General features: G+C 63.5%; 15 protein-coding genes. 6 read left to right on the top strand and 9 right to left on the bottom strand.

Annotation, left to right across the window (positions count from 1 at the left end):
* Positions 1–39 precede the first annotated feature (39 nt).
* Both uvrA and HZ993_RS16155 read left to right on the top strand, forming a co-directional pair.
* Positions 40–3159 carry an excinuclease ABC subunit UvrA gene (gene uvrA / locus HZ993_RS16160; RefSeq protein ID WP_209393772.1) on the top strand — a complete coding sequence of 1040 codons (3120 nt, stop codon included), beginning with the start codon at positions 40–42 and terminating at the stop codon, positions 3157–3159.
* Between the two features lie 78 nt (positions 3160–3237).
* Complete coding sequence (locus HZ993_RS16155) at positions 3238–6054, top strand: ATP-binding protein (protein WP_209393771.1); 2817 nt, start codon at positions 3238–3240, stop codon at positions 6052–6054.
* Positions 6055–6062: 8 nt separating this feature from the next.
* Here HZ993_RS16155 and HZ993_RS16150 read toward each other — a convergent pair whose 3' ends face one another.
* The 9 genes from HZ993_RS16150 to HZ993_RS16110 all read right to left on the bottom strand — a co-directional run bounded on the left by HZ993_RS16150 (position 6063) and on the right by HZ993_RS16110 (position 14961).
* Positions 6063–6683 carry a glutathione S-transferase family protein gene (locus HZ993_RS16150; RefSeq protein ID WP_209393770.1) on the bottom strand — a complete coding sequence of 207 codons (621 nt, stop codon included), beginning with the start codon at positions 6681–6683 and terminating at the stop codon, positions 6063–6065.
* A 2-nt stretch (positions 6684–6685) separates the two neighbouring features.
* Positions 6686–7387, bottom strand: coding sequence for a glutathione S-transferase family protein (locus HZ993_RS16145; protein WP_209393769.1), 702 nt, complete (start codon positions 7385–7387; stop codon positions 6686–6688).
* A 40-nt stretch (positions 7388–7427) separates the two neighbouring features.
* Complete coding sequence (locus tag HZ993_RS16140) at positions 7428–8885, bottom strand: DUF1501 domain-containing protein (protein WP_209393768.1); 1458 nt, start codon at positions 8883–8885, stop codon at positions 7428–7430.
* 8 nt (positions 8886–8893) lie between these two features.
* Positions 8894–10732 (bottom strand): DUF1800 family protein, encoded by a 1839-nt coding sequence (locus tag HZ993_RS16135; protein WP_209393767.1) that lies wholly within the window; start codon positions 10730–10732, stop codon positions 8894–8896.
* Positions 10733–10849: 117 nt separating this feature from the next.
* Complete coding sequence (gene pyrF, locus HZ993_RS16130) at positions 10850–11686, bottom strand: orotidine-5'-phosphate decarboxylase (protein WP_209393766.1); 837 nt, start codon at positions 11684–11686, stop codon at positions 10850–10852.
* Between the two features lie 57 nt (positions 11687–11743).
* A complete protein-coding gene (locus HZ993_RS16125) occupies positions 11744–12616 on the bottom strand; it encodes a uracil-DNA glycosylase (RefSeq protein WP_209393765.1) in 873 nt (290 codons plus the stop codon).
* 24 nt (positions 12617–12640) lie between these two features.
* Positions 12641–13114 carry a ribosomal protein S18-alanine N-acetyltransferase gene (gene rimI / locus HZ993_RS16120; RefSeq protein ID WP_209393764.1) on the bottom strand — a complete coding sequence of 158 codons (474 nt, stop codon included), beginning with the start codon at positions 13112–13114 and terminating at the stop codon, positions 12641–12643.
* 2 nt (positions 13115–13116) lie between these two features.
* The gene (tsaB, locus tag HZ993_RS16115) at positions 13117–13902 is read right to left on the bottom strand and encodes a tRNA (adenosine(37)-N6)-threonylcarbamoyltransferase complex dimerization subunit type 1 TsaB (RefSeq protein WP_209393763.1); all 786 of its coding nucleotides are present in this window, start codon (positions 13900–13902) and stop codon (positions 13117–13119) included.
* A 27-nt stretch (positions 13903–13929) separates the two neighbouring features.
* Positions 13930–14961: a DMT family transporter gene (locus HZ993_RS16110; protein ID WP_209393762.1), complete on the bottom strand. Its 1032-nt coding sequence runs from the start codon at positions 14959–14961 to the stop codon at positions 13930–13932.
* 56 nt (positions 14962–15017) lie between these two features.
* Between HZ993_RS16110 and dacB the strand changes: the two genes are divergently transcribed.
* The 4 genes from dacB (at position 15018) to HZ993_RS16090 (ending at position 18753) form a co-directional block, all read left to right on the top strand.
* Complete coding sequence (gene dacB, locus HZ993_RS16105) at positions 15018–16499, top strand: D-alanyl-D-alanine carboxypeptidase/D-alanyl-D-alanine-endopeptidase (protein WP_209393761.1); 1482 nt, start codon at positions 15018–15020, stop codon at positions 16497–16499.
* A 2-nt stretch (positions 16500–16501) separates the two neighbouring features.
* Positions 16502–16756, top strand: a complete 255-nt coding sequence (locus tag HZ993_RS16100) for a SemiSWEET transporter (RefSeq protein WP_209393760.1) — start codon at positions 16502–16504, stop codon at positions 16754–16756.
* A 128-nt stretch (positions 16757–16884) separates the two neighbouring features.
* On the top strand, positions 16885–18060 hold the full coding sequence (locus HZ993_RS16095; protein WP_245213656.1) for an SGNH/GDSL hydrolase family protein: 1176 nt from the start codon (positions 16885–16887) through the stop codon (positions 18058–18060).
* A gap of 21 nt (positions 18061–18081) precedes the next feature.
* The gene (locus HZ993_RS16090) at positions 18082–18753 is read left to right on the top strand and encodes an OmpW family protein (RefSeq protein WP_209393758.1); all 672 of its coding nucleotides are present in this window, start codon (positions 18082–18084) and stop codon (positions 18751–18753) included.
* The last annotated feature ends 81 nt before the right edge of the window (positions 18754–18834 follow it).

Below are 18834 nucleotides of genomic sequence, written 5' to 3'. Positions count from 1 at the left end.
GGCGGCGGCGGGGTGCCGACAAGTCCAACAGTCATTATCATGGTGGGTTTCCCCAAAACGCCGTTCATCCCCCCCTTCTCTCTTCCACGGGCCACGACCTTGAACTCTCCCTCCGACGGCACCTACCTTGCCCGGGCATTGCAGCAGCAAACCATCAGCATCCGGGGTGCGCGCACGCACAACCTGAAAAACATCGACCTGGACATCCCGCGCAACCAGCTGGTGGTGATCACAGGTTTGAGCGGCTCCGGCAAGTCCAGCCTGGCCTTTGACACGCTGTACGCCGAGGGCCAGCGCCGGTATGTGGAAAGCCTGTCCACCTACGCGCGCCAGTTTTTGCAACTGATGGACAAACCCGATGTGGACGTGATTGAAGGCCTGTCGCCCGCCATCTCCATCGAACAAAAGGCCACCAGCCACAACCCGCGCTCCACGGTGGGCACGGTGACCGAGATCCACGACTACCTGCGCCTGCTGTTCGCCCGCGCCGGCACACCCTACTGCCCCGACCACGGCCTGCCGCTGCAAAGCCAGACCGTCAGCCAGATGGTGGACGCCGTGCTGGCCCTGCCGGTGGACACCCGCCTGATGATCCTGGCGCCGGTGGCGCGCGAAAAAAAGGGGGAGTTCCTGGACGTGTTTGCCGAGATGCAGGCCCAGGGTTATGTGCGCTTTCGGGTCAACGGCAAGACCTATGAATTCGACGACCTGCCCACGCTGAAGAAGACCGAGAAACACGATATCGATGTGGTGATCGACCGTATCAAGGTGCGCCCCGAGTTGCAGCAACGGCTGGCCGAGAGCTTCGAAGCCACGTTGCGCCTGGCCAACGGCCGTGCCATTGCGCTGGAGATGGATGATCCTGGTAAAGCAGAAGACATCAAAACTGATAGCGTCACCACTAGCAACGACGGGGGCTACAGCCCTAAAGAGCATTTATTCAATGCCAAGTTTGCCTGCCCGGTGTGCAGCTACTCCATCAGCGAGCTGGAGCCGCGGCTGTTCTCCTTCAACTCCCCCGTGGGTGCCTGCCCAAGCTGTGACGGCCTGGGCCAGACCGATTTTTTTGACCCCGCACGGGTGGTGGCATTCCCCTCACTGAGCTTGGCCAGCGGCGCCATCAAAGGATGGGACCGGCGCAACGGGTACTACTTCTCCATGCTGGAGAGCCTGGCCAAACACTACAAGTTTGACATCGATGCCGCGTTTGAATCCCTGCCCGAAGCGGTGCAGCAGGCCATACTGCACGGCTCGGGTGACGAGGAGATCAAGTTCAGTTATGTGATGGACTCCGGTGCCTCGCAGGGCAAGAAGCTGACCAAAAAACATCCGTTCGAAGGCATCGTTCCCAATATGGCGCGGCGCTACCGCGAGACCGACTCGGCCCTGGTGCGTGAGGATTTATCGCGTTACCGCAGCACCCAGCACTGCCCGGTGTGTGAAGGCTCACGCCTACGCCGCGAGGCCCGCCACGTGAAGATAGGTGAAGGTGACCAGGCCCGCGCCATTTTTGAGATCAGCCGCGCCACGCTGCGCGAAAGTTATGCCTACTTCCAGACGCTGACCATGCATGGCGCCAAGGGGGACATCGCGGCCAAGGTGGTGCGCGAGATTGGTCTGCGTCTCAAGTTTCTCAACGATGTGGGCCTGAACTATTTGAGCCTGGACCGCAGTGCTGAAACGCTGTCCGGTGGCGAGAGCCAACGCATACGCCTGGCCAGCCAGATCGGCTCGGGCCTGACCGGTGTGATGTATGTGCTGGACGAACCCAGCATTGGCCTGCACCAGCGCGACAACGACCGCCTGATCGAGACACTGAAACACTTGCGCGACATCGGCAATAGCGTGCTGGTGGTCGAACACGACGAAGACATGATGCGTGCGGCCGACCACATCATCGATATGGGTCTGGGCGCCGGCATCCACGGCGGGCGTGTGATTGCGCAGGGCAACTTTGATGCCATCCAGTCCAACACCGAATCACTGACCGGTCAGTACCTGGCGCAGACGCTGAAGATTGCCGTGCCCCAGCGCCGCACGCCCTGGCTGCCCACCGTGGCGCCCAAGCCGGGCGATGAAGACCGTTTTAAATCCCGCTTTGCACCCAGCCCCGCCGCCGTGCGCCGTGCTGAGCGCGAAGCGCACCACCGCGCCACCCAGGGCGACCTGCAGGCCCTGCGTGTGGTGGGCGCCAAGGGCCACAACCTGAAAGACGTGACGGTGGACTTCCCTGTCGGGCTTTTCACCTGCGTGACCGGTGTGTCGGGCTCCGGCAAATCCACGCTGGTCAACGACACCTTGTATGCCGCCGTGGCCCGCACCATCTACCGCGCGCACGACGAGCCGGCGCCGCACACGGCCATCGAAGGCATAGAACACTTCGACAAGGTCATCAATGTGGACCAGTCTCCCATCGGCCGCACACCGCGCTCCAACCCCGCCACTTACACCGGCCTGTTCACACCCATCCGCGAGCTGATGGCCGAGGTGCCCACGGCTCGCGAACGCGGTTATGGCCCCGGGCGCTTCAGCTTCAACGTGGCCGGCGGCCGCTGCGAGGCCTGCCAGGGCGACGGCATGGTCAAGGTGGAGATGCACTTTTTGCCCGACGTGTACGTGCCCTGCGATGTGTGCGCCGGCATGCGTTACAACCGCGAGACGCTGGAGGTCTTGTACAAGGGCAAAAACATCGCGCAGATCCTGGAGCTGACCGTGGAGGCGGCCTACGAGTTTTTGCACGCCGTGCCGACCATTGCGCGCAAACTGCAGACCCTGCTGGATGTGGGCCTGTCCTACATCAAGCTGGGCCAGGCGGCCACCACGCTGTCGGGTGGTGAAGCACAGCGTGTCAAGCTGGCCCTGGAGCTGTCCAAACGCGACACAGGCCGCACGCTGTACATCCTGGACGAACCCACCACCGGCCTGCACTTTGCCGACATCGCCCTGCTGCTCAAGGTGTTGCACCAGCTGCGGGACGCGGGCAACACCATTGTGGTCATCGAGCACAACCTGGACGTCATCAAGACGGCAGACTGGCTGATCGACATGGGACCCGAAGGTGGCTCTGGCGGCGGCACCGTGCTGGGTGTGGGCACGCCCGAAGACATTGCGGCAAACCCGGCCAGCCATACCGGACGATATCTGCAACGCTTGCTGTAAGCCCACAGGCAGGGGGTGGCGTTTGGCCGCTTCCATGCTATTGTGTGCCGTACCCCGGATTCCAACCACCACCCTGCCATGCTTTTGTTTGAGCGCAACGTCGAGGTCGACCGCCTGGCAGGGCTGGTCGACAGCGCGCGTCCAAGCGACGACGCACTGGAAACGCTGGTCACCCTGGCCTGGTATCTGCGGCAGCAAGACAATGTGCGGGCCTGCACCCTGGCCATCCAAGCCAGGGCCTTGCTGGCTACACAAACCACCTTGCCCCCGCAGACCGCACAACACTTGCAGGCCCGCCTGGACCTGGTGGACGCCGAAACCCATTGGTTGTTGTCCGACTTCGACCATGCCAGTGAAGCGGCACGGGGCGCCATCGCCGTTTTTACGGCCTGCGGCGACCCCATTGGTTGTGCCGACGCACTGGGTATCCTGGCCTCGGTGTATTCGGGCACCGGTGATCTGCTGCAGCGCGACCAATGCCTGGCCGCTGCCGCCGAACACGCCACGCAGGGTGGCGATACCCAGCGGCTGGACTATTTCGAGGCCAATCGCGCGCGTTACGCCGTGTTGCGGGATGTGCGCCAGAGCAACCTGGTCTGGGGCCAAAGGTTTGCGGATGACCTGAGTGCCATGCACCCGGGTGTTGCAGCCAGTGTGCATTCTTACTTTGCGACCCGCGACTACAGCTCGGGCAATTTCGCCCATGCTGTGGTGCAGTTTGACAAGGCCTATGAAGCGGCCAGCCAGTCGGGCCAGTTGCTGGTCGCGGTGGTGGCCACCGTCAACGCGGGCAATACCTATTCGGCGCTCAACGACCACGATGCGGCGCTGGAATGCCTGCAACGTGGGCTGGATCTGGCGCGCACCACCGGGTGGGCCGTCGCGCTAGGCCCATGCCTGCACCAGATGGCCGAGATCATGGGCGCCATGGGTCGGCTGGACGCTGCGCAGTCCATGCTGGACGAGGCCATGCAGATCTACGTGCCTTTGCGCAACTCGCGCAACTACGGCTCGGTACTGACCTCCCAGGGCGAGCTGGCACACAAGCGTGGCGACTATCCCCGTGCGCTGGCCTTGTATCGCCAACAGGTGGCGCGCGCGCAGCACCTGGGCCAAACCGACCAGGTCATCGAGGCCCAGACCGGCGTCGCCAACGCGCTGCTGCAGCTGGGCGACGACACACAGGCCGAGGCAGAAGTCAGCGCCGCACTGGGCATGGCGCAACACCAGGGTGCCGCCATCCTGGAGGTGAGCGCGCAGCGGCTGCTGGCCCGTATCCATGCGTCACGGGGCAACCGTGTGGCGGCCATGGAGTGCCTGGAGCAGGCGTTGACCACCGCACGCAAGGTGGATGGCTACCTGATACCCAGCGAATTGCTGCTGGCCGTGGCGGAAGAATATGCCCAGGCCGGCCGTTTTGCCGAGGCTTACCAGCATGCGGTGTTGGCGGGCCAGGCCCGTGAGCGTGTGCTCAACCAGGAAGCCTCCAACCGCGCGACAGCCATGCAAGTGCGCATGGACACCGAACGCGCCCGCGCCGAAAGTGAATTCCACCGCCGCCAGGCTGAGGCCGAAGCCCGGCGCGCGGCGGTCTTGCAGCAAAGCAGCGACATCCTGAAAATGCTGGGCGCCATAGGCCAGGAGATCACCTCGCAGCTGGACCAGGAGCATGTCTTTGGTGTCATCGAACGCCACATGCATGGCCTGCTGGACGCGTCCAGTTTTTCCATCTACCTGATGGACCCCGACGGCCAGGGCCTGACCTCGGTCTACGATGTCGAAGAAGGCCAACGCCTGCCCGCCGACCACCTGCGTCTGGACGACGCCCATTCGTATTGCGCGCAGTGTGTGCGCGAACGCCGTGAGCTGCTGATTGACTTCACCAACCCCGAGCAACTGCCCAACTATGTGCCGGGCACACTGGCCACGCTGAGTGCGCTGTTTGCACCGCTGACTATCGCCGACCGGGTGCTGGGGGTCATGACCATACAGTCCACACGCGCCGGCGCCTACGCCGAGAACGAGCGCCTGGTGTTTCGCACCCTGTGCGCCTACACCGCCATCGGGCTGGACAACGCCATGGCCTACACCCACCTGCGCGACGCCAAAGACCAGTTGGTGGTGCACGAAAAACTGGCGGCGCTGGGCTCGCTGGTAGCGGGTGTGGCGCATGAACTGAACACCCCCCTGGGCAACAGCCTGTTAACCGCCAGTACGCTGCAGGAAAACACGGCAGCACTAGAGGTGGCGGCGGCCAGTGGCAGCATGCGCCGCAGCACGCTCACGAACTACATCGCGTCTACCCGCGAAGGCCTGGAACTGGTCATCCGTGGCCTGCGCTCGGCCGGCGAACTGGTGCAAAGTTTCAAACAGGTGGCCGTGGACCGCGCCACCGAGCAACGGCGCAGTTTTGAACTGCTGCGCACCAGCCAGGAGGTGGTGGCAACCCTGCAGCGCAGCATCCAGGTGGCGGGCCACAAGCTGGCGATGGACATTCCCGCAGGCATTGTGCTGGACGGCTACCCCGGCCCGTATGGCCAGGTTTTGACCAACCTGATCAACAACGCGGTCCTCCATGCCTTCGGTTCATGCCGTGGCGGCACCATGCAATTGCAGGCACAGTTGGTGCGCAACTCCCTGGTGGAGATTCGGTTCAGCGACGATGGGGTGGGCATAGCACCCGACAACTTGAAGCGGATATTTGACCCGTTCTTCACCACCAAGCTGGGCCAGGGTGGCAGCGGCCTGGGCATGTCCATCAGCTACAACATCGTCACCTCGCTGTTTGGGGGTGAGCTGGAGGTGTTAAGCAGCCCGGGCCAGGGCAGTTGTTTTGTGTTGCGCCTGCCGCTGGTGGCCCCGCACCACCCGGACGACAACCGGCATCTGGTGTAGCTGAGCCTTTATTTTGCGGAAGCGCTGGGGCGGTCGGCCACACGGTCACGCCAAGCCTGTAACGCAGGCATGCCCTCACGACCCGGCTGGAACTTCATCAGGCGGGCAAATTCAATGGCACAAAAGGCCGTGATATCGGCAATGGTGAAACGGTCACCCGCCATCCAGGGCTGGCGCTCCAGCATGGCGTTAAACCATGCCGCCACCTCCCGCACCTTTTGCGCCTGCGATTGGCCAAACTCCGGAAACTGCGGCTGCTCCAGCGGCGCCAAACCGGGGTGGGTGTGGCGCACGGTGTTGGCAATACCGGCCAACAAATACAGCTCGGCGCGGCGGTCTGCCATCTCGACAAAGGCACGCTCTTCGGCGTCCACACCCATCAGGTTGGGCTCGGGGTACAAGCCTTCCAGGTAGGTGCAAATGGCGCGGGTCTCGGTCAACACACGGCCGTCATCCAGCTCCAGCGCTGGCACCTTGGCCAGCGGGCTCTTGGCGCGGTAGGCTTCGCCTTTGTGCTCCTGGGCATTGAGGTCCACCGTCACCAGGTTGATGCCGGTGATGGCCTTCTCGGCCATGAAGAACAACACGCGGCGCGGGCTGGGCGCACCTGGCGAGTAATACAGTTGCATGCTCAGACTCCTGCCTTGCGGGACTGGCCCATCTCGACCATGCTGCGCGCGGCCTCGGAGAATTTTTTGGCCTGCTCCTCACCATCGCGGACCGGAGACGGCGGGCTCTCAATGCCTTTTTGCACCGCCGGGCGCGCACGGATGGCGGCCAGCCAGCGTTGCAGATGGGGCAGATCATCCACCTCCACACCCGACCAGCGGTGGGTGCGTACCCAGGCCCAGTTGGCGATGTCGGCAATGGAGTAGTCACCCGCCAGGTATTCGTGGTCTTTCAAATGACCGTCCAGCACACGGAACAGGCGTTTGGATTCCCCCTGGTAACGGTCGATGGCGGCGGGTATTTTTTCGGGGAAGTAGCGGTAAAACACATTCGCCTGGCCCATCATGGGGCCGATGCCGCCCATCTGGAACATCAGCCATTGCAGCACCCGCGAGCGCCCCTTGGCGTCACTGGGCATCAGTTGCCCGGTCTTCTCCGCGAGGTAAATGAGGATGGCGCCCGACTCGAAAACGGTGAAGCCATCGGCCGCATGGTCCACGATGGCCGGAATGCGGCCATTGGGGCAAATGGCCAGGTACTCGGGCAGCTTTTGCTCACCCTTGCTCAGGTCCAGCACCTTCAGCGTATAGGGCAGTGCCATCTCTTCCAGCGCGATGGAGACTTTGTGCCCGTTGGGCGTGGCGGCGGTGTAGAGATCGATCATGGGCCGATTATCGGTATACCGCCCAGCCACGGGGTCACCTTCAGGACATAAAGCCCAGATTGCGTGGGTAGTCGGGCCGGCCGGCCTCTGTGCCAAAACGCCGCAGATTGGGCAGAATGCCGGCCATCTCGCTGTCGGCCACGCCAAACCAGCTGGCCAGTGTGGCGGCGTACTGGTCTACCGCGGTGCTGGGCAGCAGACGACCCTGGCCCACATGCCACTGGTCTTGCGGCGAAGCCGTGTTGGTGACGCTGACCGGTGGCGCCGTACCGTAGAACGCCCCACCCCGAACAGCGCCGCCCACCATCAGATGGTGGCTACCCCAGCCGTGGTCCGAGCCGTCGCCGTTGGATGTAAGTGTGCGGCCAAAGTCTGACGCGGTAAACGCCGTGACCTTGTTCGCCACGCCCAGCTCCACGGTGGCGTTGTAAAAGGCCGTCATGGCATCGCTGACCCGGCCCATCAGCACCGGCTGTTGGGAGATCAGGTTGTCGTGCAGGTCAAAACCACCCAAGGAAACCAAAAAGACCTGGCGTTTGGCGCCCAAGCCATTGCGCGCACCAATCAGGCGGGCGACCAGCTTCAATTGATCAGCCAGCGAGTTGCCGGTGGGGAACACCGTACCCACCGTGGAAGATGCCAGGCTGGACGCGATCAGCGCCTCACCGCCGATGGCGCGTGCAGTGACCCGGTTGTATTCGTTCTCCAGTGTGTGGCTGCGCTGCTGTTGCACCAGGCCCGACAGGGCGTTGCGGACGGCGCTGGACCCGTAGACGTTGCTCTTGACCGCGTTGATGGGTACCGCACCATTGGTGCTGACCTGGTAAGACAAGGCACTGTCACCCGACAAAAACACCGCGTTGCCGGTGACGTTGATGCAGGTGAACAGCGAGTTGCCGTTGCCCGACAGCGCCAGGTCGCCAATGTTGCCGCCCCAGCCTTTGGTGGACCCTTCGGAATTCGACGATTGCCATACCGAGACCTGGTCGTTGTGCGAAAACAGCTTGGGTGGCAGCGGGTAGTTGGCACGGTCGGCGCTCTGGTACTGCGCCTTGGTCAAGGGTGCAACCAGCGGACCCACATTCAGCTGCACGGCGGCGCGGCCACTGTTGAACAGATTGGCCAGGCCCCCCATGGACGGGTGCAAGGCGTACTGGCGCCCACCGGGCAGCGGCGTGGAGGGGTTGAGCAGTGTGGCACCCAGTGCCGACTTGGCCAGCGCAATACCGCCGGCCGTCTGGCCCGCGCCACCACCGCGTATGGTGTGGTACTGGTTGTAACTGGCATCGTCGTAGGTGACAACCGTGTTGGCGTAGTCATTGCCGCCATAGAGGAACACGCAGACCAGGGCCTTGTAATCGGTGGCGTCAAAGGCCGCCGCCTCGCCCATGGCCGCCAGATTGAGGGCAAAGGGCAGGGCCGTACCCGTGAGGGCCAGTTGTCCACTGCGGCGCAGAAACGCGCGGCGCGTGTGTTTGTCGGAGTCGAGCAGATGCATGGCACTTCCTATTTTTGTATGAGGTATTCACTGGAGGCCATGACCAGCAGCACTGCGGCCGCGACACGGTTGAGCTTGATGGTGTCCGTACTGGCGGCGGTAACGGGTGTGGCGTTGAGTGCCGCCACGATCAGCCCTTGGGTGGCTGCCGACAACTGCCCTGCACACAACAACAGCCCCAGGCGCTTGACCAGGGCCGTCGTGTCCAGCACCAGCGCCAGCTCAGCCGTGTAGGCCGCGGTGATGTCGTAACCATTGGTTGCATTGCTGGCACTTTGGGGCAGGTCCGGAGCGTTGACAAAAATGCCGTTGCGAATGACACCCTGCATGTAGTTGAGGTAGCCCCCCACACTGCTCTCGTTAACGATCTGGAATTCCGGCGCCGGGCTTTGGCTTGCGCTCAAGGCGGTGCTGGGTGGCACATAACCGGGGCGGAAAAAATTGAACACGCTGGGAGAACGCTGGGGGCTCTGGCCCAACTGGTTGGCGGGGTTGCTCAGGTCACCCATCTTCCAGCTGCCGCGGGCCGATCGGATGCCGAAGGTCCGGCCCCACTGCACCATGCGCACAATGGGTTCGCGCAGCTTGCCAAAACCGGCTTGCGTCAACCCCGCTGGGCCACGGGCCTCGTCGTCCAGCAAAACGGCGGTAAACACCGCCATTAAATCGCCTCGCACGCCCGCTCCATTGTTATTAAAGGCGTTGGCCACACGGTTGACGTAGGCCGGGCTGGGGTTGCTGGTGACCAGGCGCTGGATCATCTGCTTGCCAAAAAACGGGCCGACGTTGGGATGGTTGAACAGCGTGTCCAGTGCAATCTTCAGCGCCGCCACCCCGTCCGTACCGGCAGCCACCGTGGCCCCCAGAAAGTTGGATGCCAGCGTGGAGTGGTTATTGGCCGTCAGCCGCATGGGGATGCGGGTGTAGACCGTGTTGGGAATATTGCGCCGGTTGACCGGCTCGAAGGTGTTGACGTTTTGTGTCTGGTCAAAGTCCCAGCCGGTGAACACCCGGGCGAGGTTGGTGATGTCGCTCTGCGTATAGGTTTCCAGCTTGTTGCCGTTGGCATCGCGTTTTTCGGTGCCGTCATTGTTGAGCTGGTGCACACCCACGGTAAACAACTGCATGACCTCGCGGGCGTAGTTCTCGTCGGGTGCGCGGCCGGTGGCCACGTTTTCTTTGAGATTGCCCTTGGTGTTGAGGTAATACCCCATGGCCGGGTGCAGCGTCACGTCTTGCAGCAGGTTGCGAAAATTGCCAGTCACGTGGGCATTCAACATATCCCACCAGGATGCAATGGCATGGCTGCGCCACGCAAAGTCCAGCCCCGACAAGGACACCACAAAAAATTCGGACAGTGCCAGCGCCATGCGTTTGCGCACGGCGTCAGAAGACGTCATCAGCTGGCTCCACAACATGTAGTCGCCGGGGTAGCTGTTGTCGTAAAAATTGGTGCTGCTGTTGATCGTGCCGTAGCCCCGCTGGTTCAACCAGTCAAAACCCGAGGTGCTGGGTGGGGCTGCAAACTGTTCGGCCAGCCAGGTTGCGTACGACTTGTTGCGCACAGCGGCAATCTCGGCATCGGAAGCAGAAAACTGGGCTTGCAACAGGAAGCGCGCAGCCTCTTCATCGGTAGTGGCTGCCGTAAAGCTGGCACCCGCCGGAGCAGAGGGTGATGCGGGGCCAGGGCCGGTGCCGGATGGGGCCGTCGTTCCGCCCCCGCCTCCTCCGCCGCAGGCGGCCAAGAGTGCGGCCGCCGCCAGCGCGGTCGTTAGGGTTTCGGGGCTTGTGTGGACACTTTCGACGGCCTGGGCTGGCACGTTATCCACTGGTTCTGAGACACGCATAATTTCGCACCTGTTACATCCAAACAAGCAGCTTAGCGAAAATATCTGCTGGCAATCGTCACAAATGCACGGCACTGCGCCGCAGAGTGTTACGGCGTGTAACGGTCTACGCGAAACCTACCGCGAAGCGTTGAGCAGTTCGCGGGTGCGCAGGGCCTCGGCACGCGCGGCGGCCGCAAAATCTGCCCCCGGTGAGGCGTACAGAATGGCGCGTGACGAGTTCACGACGATGGGTGCCACGGTCTCGCCGTTAACGCCACGCCAACCGGCCTTGACCGTGGCGGCAGCATCACCCCCCTGGGCACCCACGCCGGGTATCAGCAGGGGCACGGTGGGCGCCAGGGCACGCACCCGTTCGATCTCTGCGGGATAGGTGGCACCCACCACCAGACCCAGTTGGCCATTCAGGTTCCACGGACCCTGCACCAGGCGTGCGATGTGTTCGTACAGCAGGGGTTGGCCGTCCACCGAGGCCAGGCGCTGCGACTGCAGGTCGTCGCCACCGGGGTTGGAAGTGCGGCACAGCAGGAAGGCGCCCTTGCCGTGGTACTTCAGATACGGCGCCACAGAGTCAAAACCCATGAAGGGTGACAGGGTGACAGCATCTGCGCCGTAGCGCTCGAAGGCTTCAATGGCGTATTGCTCGGCCGTGCTACCGATGTCGCCGCGTTTGGCGTCCAGGATCACCGGCACCTGGGGCGCGGCGTTGCGCATGTGGGTCACCAGGCGTTCCAGCTGGGCCTCGGCGCGGTGCGCGGCAAAGTAGGCGATCTGCGGTTTGAAGGCCATGGCCAGATCGGCCGTGGCATCAACGATGGCCGCACAGAAGTCATAAATGCGGCTGGCATCACCGCGGTATTGCTCAGGAAATTTGGCGGGGTCCGGGTCCAGGCCCACACACAACAAGGAACCGTTTTGGCGCTCGGCGGTGCGCAGCTGGTCGAGAAAAGTCATGGCCCCTATTGTAGGGAAGCGCAACCCAGACTCAGACTGTTGCGCAATGCGGCAGGGTTAGCTTTCAAGCACGTCCAGCGCAAGACACAGATCAGCCCAGGCCTTGGCTTTGTTGGCGCTGGTGCGCAGCAGGGCCGTGGGGTGGTAACTGACCACGACGGGAATGCCCCGGTAGCGGTACACCCGGCCGCGTTGTTTGTCCAGTGGCAACGCAGCGTCCTGCGGATGCTCTTCCAGCGCCAACTGCACGGCAAAACGCCCCAGGGCCAGAATCACTTTGGGCTGCACGGTCTCGATCTCGCGCTGCAAAAATGGCGCGCACTGCGCCAACTCCGACGCCTGGGGCAGGCGGCCCACCGGTGGGCGGCACTTGACCACATTGCTCAGATGCGCCCCCTGTCGGCCCTGGCCGTTGCGGCTGGCACCCGCGGCCTTGAGCATGTTGTCCAGCAGCACACCAGTCTGTTCCACAAAAGGCTGTCCCAGCCGGTCTTCGTCGGCATCGGGCGGGTCTCCCAGCACCAACCAATCGGCTTGCACCGGTGGATCTGGCAGTTGCAAGGTGGTGTGTTTACGTCCGCTGCACAGACCACAGGCGCGGCAGGCGGCGGCCGACTGGCGCAGGGCGGAGCCGCTATCCAGCCCCTGCAGGTCCAGCGCCGTTACGGCAGCCGGTGTTGTGGTGACCCCAGCGTCGGGGTAGGCGCCGACCGGTGTGCGGGCCGAGGTAGGTGCGGCCTGCGCGGGCACCCGCGCCGTTGGCTGTGGCGCAGCAAGTGTTGCGGCTGGCGGTGGTGTTGGCACGCGGGCCTGCGTTGCCTGTTCCTTTGCCGGTGCCGCGGCTAGTACCGGCTCTGCCGACGGCAGCCAGACGCGCACACCCATCTCCTGCAGCATGGCGCGTTGGCGGTCGTCGAGGTCTAGGCTCATGGTGCAATTATGGATTTAGTGGGTTCAGACCAGCTTCAGGCCCATGACCACCGCGTCTTCGCGTTTGCCGTGGCCAGCCGGGTAGTAGTCTTTGCGCACGCCCACACGGGCATAACCCTGGGCCTCGTAGACGTGCATGGCGCGGGTATTGCCCACACGCACCTCCAGCCACAGCCACTGGGCTTGGCGGCCGCGTGCCCACAGCGTCAGCGCATCCAGCATGATGCGGGACCAGCCCTGGCGCTGAAACTCTGGCGCCACGGTGATGTTGAGCAAATGCACTTCTTCGACCCCCTCCATGGCGACAAAGTAGCCCAATACCGTTTCTTCAGCCAGCAACATCTGGGCCTGGTAGCCCGATTGCAGCGCATCCGCAAAATTAGTGCGATTCCACGGGTGTGCGTAGGCACGTTGCTCGATCTGCACCACGGCGTCGATGTGCTCGGCCAGCAGCGGTGCGAACTGGACCTCGACGGCGGCGGGGCTACTGCTGCGCATGGCTATTGGCCAGCAGCAACGGCGCCGGCTGCACTGGCCAACGTGGCCGCCGCCTTTTCCGCCATACGTTCGGCCGTGGTTTTGGCGACCTTGTCGCGGATGTAGCTGGGCAGGGCCTGTTCGGCCGGTACGGCCTGGCCCGCTGCCAACAGGGCCGGTGCCAGGCGCAACATGGCTGACGCGGTGGGCAGGGCCCCGATGCGCAGGGACGTTGCGCCACTGGGGTCCTCCGCGGCCACCCGTTCGCCATAGACCGCAAACACATTACCGGCCAGCAGCCAGGGGGCCGTCGGCGCAGTGTTACCGGTTGGTAGGCGCTGCAGCTTTTCGGGTTGCACCAGGGCGCTACCCTGCAGAGTCGTCCACTGGCTGCCGGCAAAGGCGTAGGTGGCGCAGTACATCTCTTCCATGCGGGCATCCAGCAATGCCGTCACCACACCAGCGCTGTGTGCGGCCAGCGCCGTGTACCGCGCCTCTTCGGCCACGGCCAACAGGGAATCCACAGGCAACACCGGCACACCCGCTCCAAAGGCCAGGCCTTGTGCCACCGAGCAGGCTGTGCGCAGCCCGGTAAACGAGCCAGGACCGCTGCCAAAACAAATGGCGTCCAGCGCCTGCAGCGTCAGGCCGGCCTGTTGCACCAGATCGAGGATGGCGGGAATCAAGTCGGTAGACGCCTTGGCTCCGCCGCCAGCCGCATGTTGCCACTGCTGCACCTGGCCGTTGCGGGTGCAGCAGATGGCGATGGACGTGAACTCGGTCCCGGTATCGAATGCCAGCAAATTCATGGTTCCACCAAGTCGTTCATAGCCAAATCAGCCTCTAGCCCCCGAAGATGCTGCCTCTATTGCTTCTGATTTGATAGCAATTGTCGCTGCCTTGCGCACCCCAAAAACAATGCCCGATGTCACCAGCGCCAGCCCCAGCAGCACGTTCCAGCCCAGAGGTTCACCCAGGAACAACGCCGCAGCGAGGGCCGACAGGCCTGGCACCAGCGCTGTGATCATGGTGGAGCGCACCGGCCCGAAGGTTTGGATCATCTTGGTGAAGGTGATACCGGAGATGACCACCGAGCCCACACCCTGGAAAAACATCTGGAAGGCCACATCGGTCCAGGGCGCCGTGAACACCCGCCCTGGCACCCAGTGCAGCAACAGCAGCGCGGTGTAGACCGGCACATACACCACAAAAGCCAGCGCGGTGATGGCGATGGTGGCACGCACCGCGTCCAGCGCATAACGGCGCACCAGCACGCTGTAGACCGACCACACAAAGGACGCCAGCATGAACAACACGTCGCCACGCCAGACACCGCTGCCATCCAGCGCATGCAGCAGGCTGCTGCCGCCCACCAGCAATCCACCGCCCACAATCAGACCCAAACCCAGGGCCCTGGTCGGGGTGATGCGGTCACCCAGCATCAGCAGCGCCAGCAGCGCGGTCCACAGCGGAAGGCTGCCCGGCATCAGCACCGAGGCATGGGCCGCGGGCGCAAACACAAAACCGCTGTATGCCAGCATGGCGTACAGCAGGCCACCAAAAAAGCCCACCAACATAGTCTGCCGCAGCGGCAAGGGGGACAGGCCAAAAAGCGAACCCGCGTCGGGCTGGCTGCGCCGGTCGCGGCGCACCAGCCACCAGCCCCAGGGCAACAGAATCAGCCCTGCGCCCCACAGGCGGGCGTAGGCAATGTCAAAAGGGTTGAGCAGGCCACCACGGGCCGGATCGGCCGAGGCGCGGGCAATGACGATGAACGAGGTCCAGATCAGCACCGTGACCACCGCTGCCACCACACCCACGGTCCGAGGGGTGAGGGCGTGCAGGGGGTTCTTGGACGGGAGAGACATCGCTTGGATTATCGGGGATGCCCTGAGGCTATGCCCCGCACGGGATAATCCGGCACATGCGCCTTTGCCGACCCTTTCCACCCCTGCTGCCCACACTCCAAGTCGCCGCCTGTGCCCTGTGGTTCACGCTGTGCAGCCCTGCGCAAGCACAAGGTCTGCCCCCCGAGGTGGATGCTGCGTTGGCGCGGGCCAAAATTCCGCGGGAGGCCATGGCCGTGCTGCTGGTGGATGCGCAGGGCCAGGCCACGCCGCGCGTCAGCCACCGCGCCAGTGTGGCCATGAACCCTGCCTCCACCATCAAACTGGTCACCACCTTTGCCGCGCTGGAGTTGCTGGGACCCGGCTACACCTGGTCCACCCCGGTTTTTATCGACGGCGCGGTGCGCGACGGCACGCTGTACGGCAACCTGACCATCCAGGGCCAGGGCGACCCCCGGCTGGTGCTGGAGCGCCTGTGGCTGCTGCTGCGCCGTGTGCAGGGCCTGGGCATCCACACCATTGCGGGTGACATCATCCTGGACAACACGGCCTTTGCCGTGCCGGCCATAGACCCTTCCGCCTTTGACGGTGAACCGCTGCGGCCCTACAACGCTGCCCCCGACGCCTTGTTGCTCAACTTCAAATCCGTGGTCATGACTTTTGTGCCCGAGCCCGGCGGCACAGTGGCCCGCGTGCAGTTTGACCCGCCCCTGGCCGGTGTGCAGCTGCAGACCACGGTGCCGCTGCTGGCCGGCGAGTGCCCGGACTACCGCAGCGCCCTGCGCGCCGACTTCAGCGATCCCAAAGTGATACGGTTTGCCGGCGGCTACGCCCAGAGCTGCGGTGAAAGGGTGTGGCCCGTGGCCTACGCCGACCCCAAGACCTATGCCACACGCGCCGTGCAAGGCCTGTGGCAGGACATGGGCGGCAAACTGAACGGCACGGTGCGCATGGGTAGCTTGCCGGGCACCACGGCGGCGGCCTACAAACCGGTCTTTGAGATGCGCTCGGCACCACTGGCCGAGATCGTGCGCGACATCAACAAATACAGCAACAATGTGATGGCCCAGCAGGTCTACCTGACGCTGGGACGGGTGCTGACACCACCGGCGCCCATTGCGGGCATTGCGGACGCGGTCACCGCGCCCGGCAGCTTTGAGGCATCCCACAAGGTGGTGCAGCGCTGGTGGACCGAACGCCTGGGCGCCGACGACCTGCCGGTTCTGGAGAACGGCTCGGGCCTGTCGCGCAACGAACGCATCAGCGCCAACGGCCTGGGCCGGCTGCTGCAGGCCGCATTTGTTTCGCCGCTGATGCCGGACCTGATGGCCTCACTACCCATCAACGGTGTGGACGGCACACTGCGCCGCGCCAAGACCCGCAGCAACGGCTACGCCCACCTGAAGACCGGCAGCCTGAACGAAGTGGTGGCGGTGGCCGGTTATGTACATGCGGCCGGTGGCAAACGTTTTGTGCTGGTCGCCATCGTCAACCACCCCAACGCCCGCGCCGCCAGGCTCGCCATCGACGCGATGGTGGACTGGGCTTCCAGACAATAGAAATGCAACTCTCTGAACTGATTGGCTACGCAGCCGCCTTCCTCACCACCTCCAGCTTTGTGCCCCAGGCCGTGCACACCTTCAAGACCAAGGACGTGCGTGGCATCTCGCTGACCATGTACAGCTTCTTTGTGGTGGGCATCAGCCTGTGGCTGGTTTATGGCCTGCTGCTGAACGCCTGGCCTATCGTGATAGCCAATGCGGTGACATTGACTTTGGCAGTGGCCATTTTGGCCATGAAGCTGAAGTACCGCTGAGGTTCGTTTGGCGGAATTAAGTCAGAGCACCCAGAAAAAGTCGGTGTTTACCCCATAGTCTGCGGGGTCTAAGCATTCCATAATTTGCTGTTCAAAACGAACGGTCGTTCTATTTTATGGAGAGCACAATGAAGCAATGGAAATGGGCAGCGGTCGCAGCAAGCTGCGCGGTGGTATTGGCAGGATGTGGTGGCGCCAGTGATGGCTCCGACACCACACCCAAAACCGTCGCGCCCTCAGTCAAAGTCTTCGGTGACAGCATCATGGACAGTGGCACGTTTGGCTACAAGTTCACGATCCAGAGCGCTGACAAGGCCAATCCATTCCTGATCTTCCCGGAAGTGGTGGCTGCCAATTTTGGCGTCTCCAAACTGTGTGCGTTTTTCAACTTCAACGGCACGACCTTCGTACCCAATACGGCCTGCACCAGCTACGCCGTGGGTGGTGGCCGCGTGAACAACCTGACCAATGCGTCCGCTCCCGGCAACAACAACCCCTTCTCCATCACCTACCAGATGGCTGTGGGCTCCGCTTCTTTGGCCTCCACGGACGTCGTCATCATTGACGGCGGCGGCAACGACCTGGCCGACCTGACCGGCGCCTACCTGGGTGCGACCACCCCCGCGGGCATCGCCACCTATATGAGCCTATTGGGCACGTTGTTGCCACCTGCAACGGTGTCGGCCATCATCGGCGCATCCCCCACGCCCACCAGTCTGGGCACCGCTGCAGGCGCCTACGCCCAAGCCGTTGGCCAGACATTGGCCGCCTCCATCAAGGCCAATGTGGTGGCCAAGGGTGTTGGCAAGGTCGTTGTGGTGAACGCGCCTGACATCACCGTGACCCCACGCTTCCTGGCCGTGCTGTCGGCTGTGGCCGCTGCGGGCGGTACTGCTCAGCGTGATGCCGTGCAAGCCGCTGCACGTGCCTGGACCGGCGCCTTCAACACCGCGTTGGCACAGGGTCTGGCGGGCACCAACGTGCAGCTTTACGACCTGAACACCGAAGGCGCAAAAATCGCCGCGACACCAGCACAGTTTGCACTGACCAATGTCACCACACCGGCCTGCCCCAAGGTTGCTGGCGGACTGGACAGCACAACCGGCCAAGCCAGCCTGTCGCTGCCTGCAACCGTTGCGGCCTGCAATTCAGCCAGCATGTCGGCCGCCATTCCCGTGGGTGAAACCTCGGCCAACTGGTGGAAGAGTTATGCCTACTCTGACAACTTCCACCCCACCCCCGCCCTGCACCAGTTGATCGGCCAGTCCATCAACCTGCAACTCGCAAGAGCGGGCTGGCTGTAATCCACGACGGAGCAAAACACCATGAAAAATACTGCGAAATTCCTGTTGATCCCCGCCGTGCTGGCGTGTGCAGCGGCTGCCCAGGCACAAACCGCGGGTACCTGGATGGTGCGTGGCGGTGCCACCACCATCACGCCCAATGTCTCCAGCGGCGACCTGACCGCGCCCAGCCTGGTCGGCACCAAGTCGAGCGTGGGCAACTCCACGCGGGTGTCGGGTGGTATCACCTACATGCTGGACAACAACATCTCCATCGATGTGCCCGTTGCTGTTCCTTTCCAGCACGACATTTATGGTGATGGCGCCATCGCCGGTGCAGGCAAGATCGCCCATGTGAAGGCCTTGCCGGCCACCGTGTTGGCCCAGTGGCGCTTCATGGAACCCACATCGGGCTTCCGGCCCTACGTGGGTGTCGGTATCACCTATGCGGCCTTCTTTGGCGCACGTTCCACGTCCACGCTGACCGCCATCTCGGGTGGCACACCGTCCAACCCGACCACGCTGTCGATTGACTCCAAGTGGGCCGCCACGGCACAGCTTGGCGCTGCGTTTTCCATCGACAAGAACTGGTTTGTGGACGCCAGCTACACCTACACCCCGCTGAGCACCCGCAACACGCTGTCTACTGGCCAGACGCTGGACATCAAGCTGGACCCCAGCTCGTTCAGCTTGGCGGTCGGCTACAAGTTCTAAAGGGCTGTTGCCCCCACGCTCCGCCGCTGCGCGGGTCGCTGCCCCCCGAGGGGGCCGCATTTTGCCTTGGGGCGGCCCGGC

Source organism: Rhodoferax sp. AJA081-3 (assembly GCF_017798165.1).
In the GTDB taxonomy this organism is placed as follows: domain Bacteria; phylum Pseudomonadota; class Gammaproteobacteria; order Burkholderiales; family Burkholderiaceae_C; genus Allorhodoferax.
The sequence above is the reverse complement of the archived record's forward strand: the minus strand, read 5'-3'. Positions and strand labels throughout refer to the sequence as shown.

Coding starts and splice junctions, on each gene's coding strand:
- rimI (WP_209393764.1), bottom strand. CDS start 13,114: ATGCGCAGCAGTAGCCCCGCCGCCGTCGAGGTCCAGTTCGCACCGCTG.
- pyrF (WP_209393766.1), bottom strand. CDS start 11,686: ATGACTTTTCTCGACCAGCTGCGCACCGCCGAGCGCCAAAACGGTTCC.
- HZ993_RS16140 (WP_209393768.1), bottom strand. CDS start 8,885: ATGCATCTGCTCGACTCCGACAAACACACGCGCCGCGCGTTTCTGCGC.
- HZ993_RS16135 (WP_209393767.1), bottom strand. CDS start 10,732: ATGCGTGTCTCAGAACCAGTGGATAACGTGCCAGCCCAGGCCGTCGAA.
- HZ993_RS16110 (WP_209393762.1), bottom strand. CDS start 14,961: ATGTCTCTCCCGTCCAAGAACCCCCTGCACGCCCTCACCCCTCGGACC.
- dacB (WP_209393761.1), top strand. CDS start 15,018: ATGCGCCTTTGCCGACCCTTTCCACCCCTGCTGCCCACACTCCAAGTC.
- tsaB (WP_209393763.1), bottom strand. CDS start 13,902: ATGAATTTGCTGGCATTCGATACCGGGACCGAGTTCACGTCCATCGCC.
- HZ993_RS16145 (WP_209393769.1), bottom strand. CDS start 7,387: ATGATCGATCTCTACACCGCCGCCACGCCCAACGGGCACAAAGTCTCC.
- HZ993_RS16100 (WP_209393760.1), top strand. CDS start 16,502: ATGCAACTCTCTGAACTGATTGGCTACGCAGCCGCCTTCCTCACCACC.
- HZ993_RS16095 (WP_245213656.1), top strand. CDS start 16,885: ATGAAGCAATGGAAATGGGCAGCGGTCGCAGCAAGCTGCGCGGTGGTA.
- HZ993_RS16125 (WP_209393765.1), bottom strand. CDS start 12,616: ATGAGCCTAGACCTCGACGACCGCCAACGCGCCATGCTGCAGGAGATG.
- HZ993_RS16155 (WP_209393771.1), top strand. CDS start 3,238: ATGCTTTTGTTTGAGCGCAACGTCGAGGTCGACCGCCTGGCAGGGCTG.
- HZ993_RS16150 (WP_209393770.1), bottom strand. CDS start 6,683: ATGCAACTGTATTACTCGCCAGGTGCGCCCAGCCCGCGCCGCGTGTTG.
- HZ993_RS16090 (WP_209393758.1), top strand. CDS start 18,082: ATGAAAAATACTGCGAAATTCCTGTTGATCCCCGCCGTGCTGGCGTGT.
- uvrA (WP_209393772.1), top strand. CDS start 40: ATGGTGGGTTTCCCCAAAACGCCGTTCATCCCCCCCTTCTCTCTTCCA.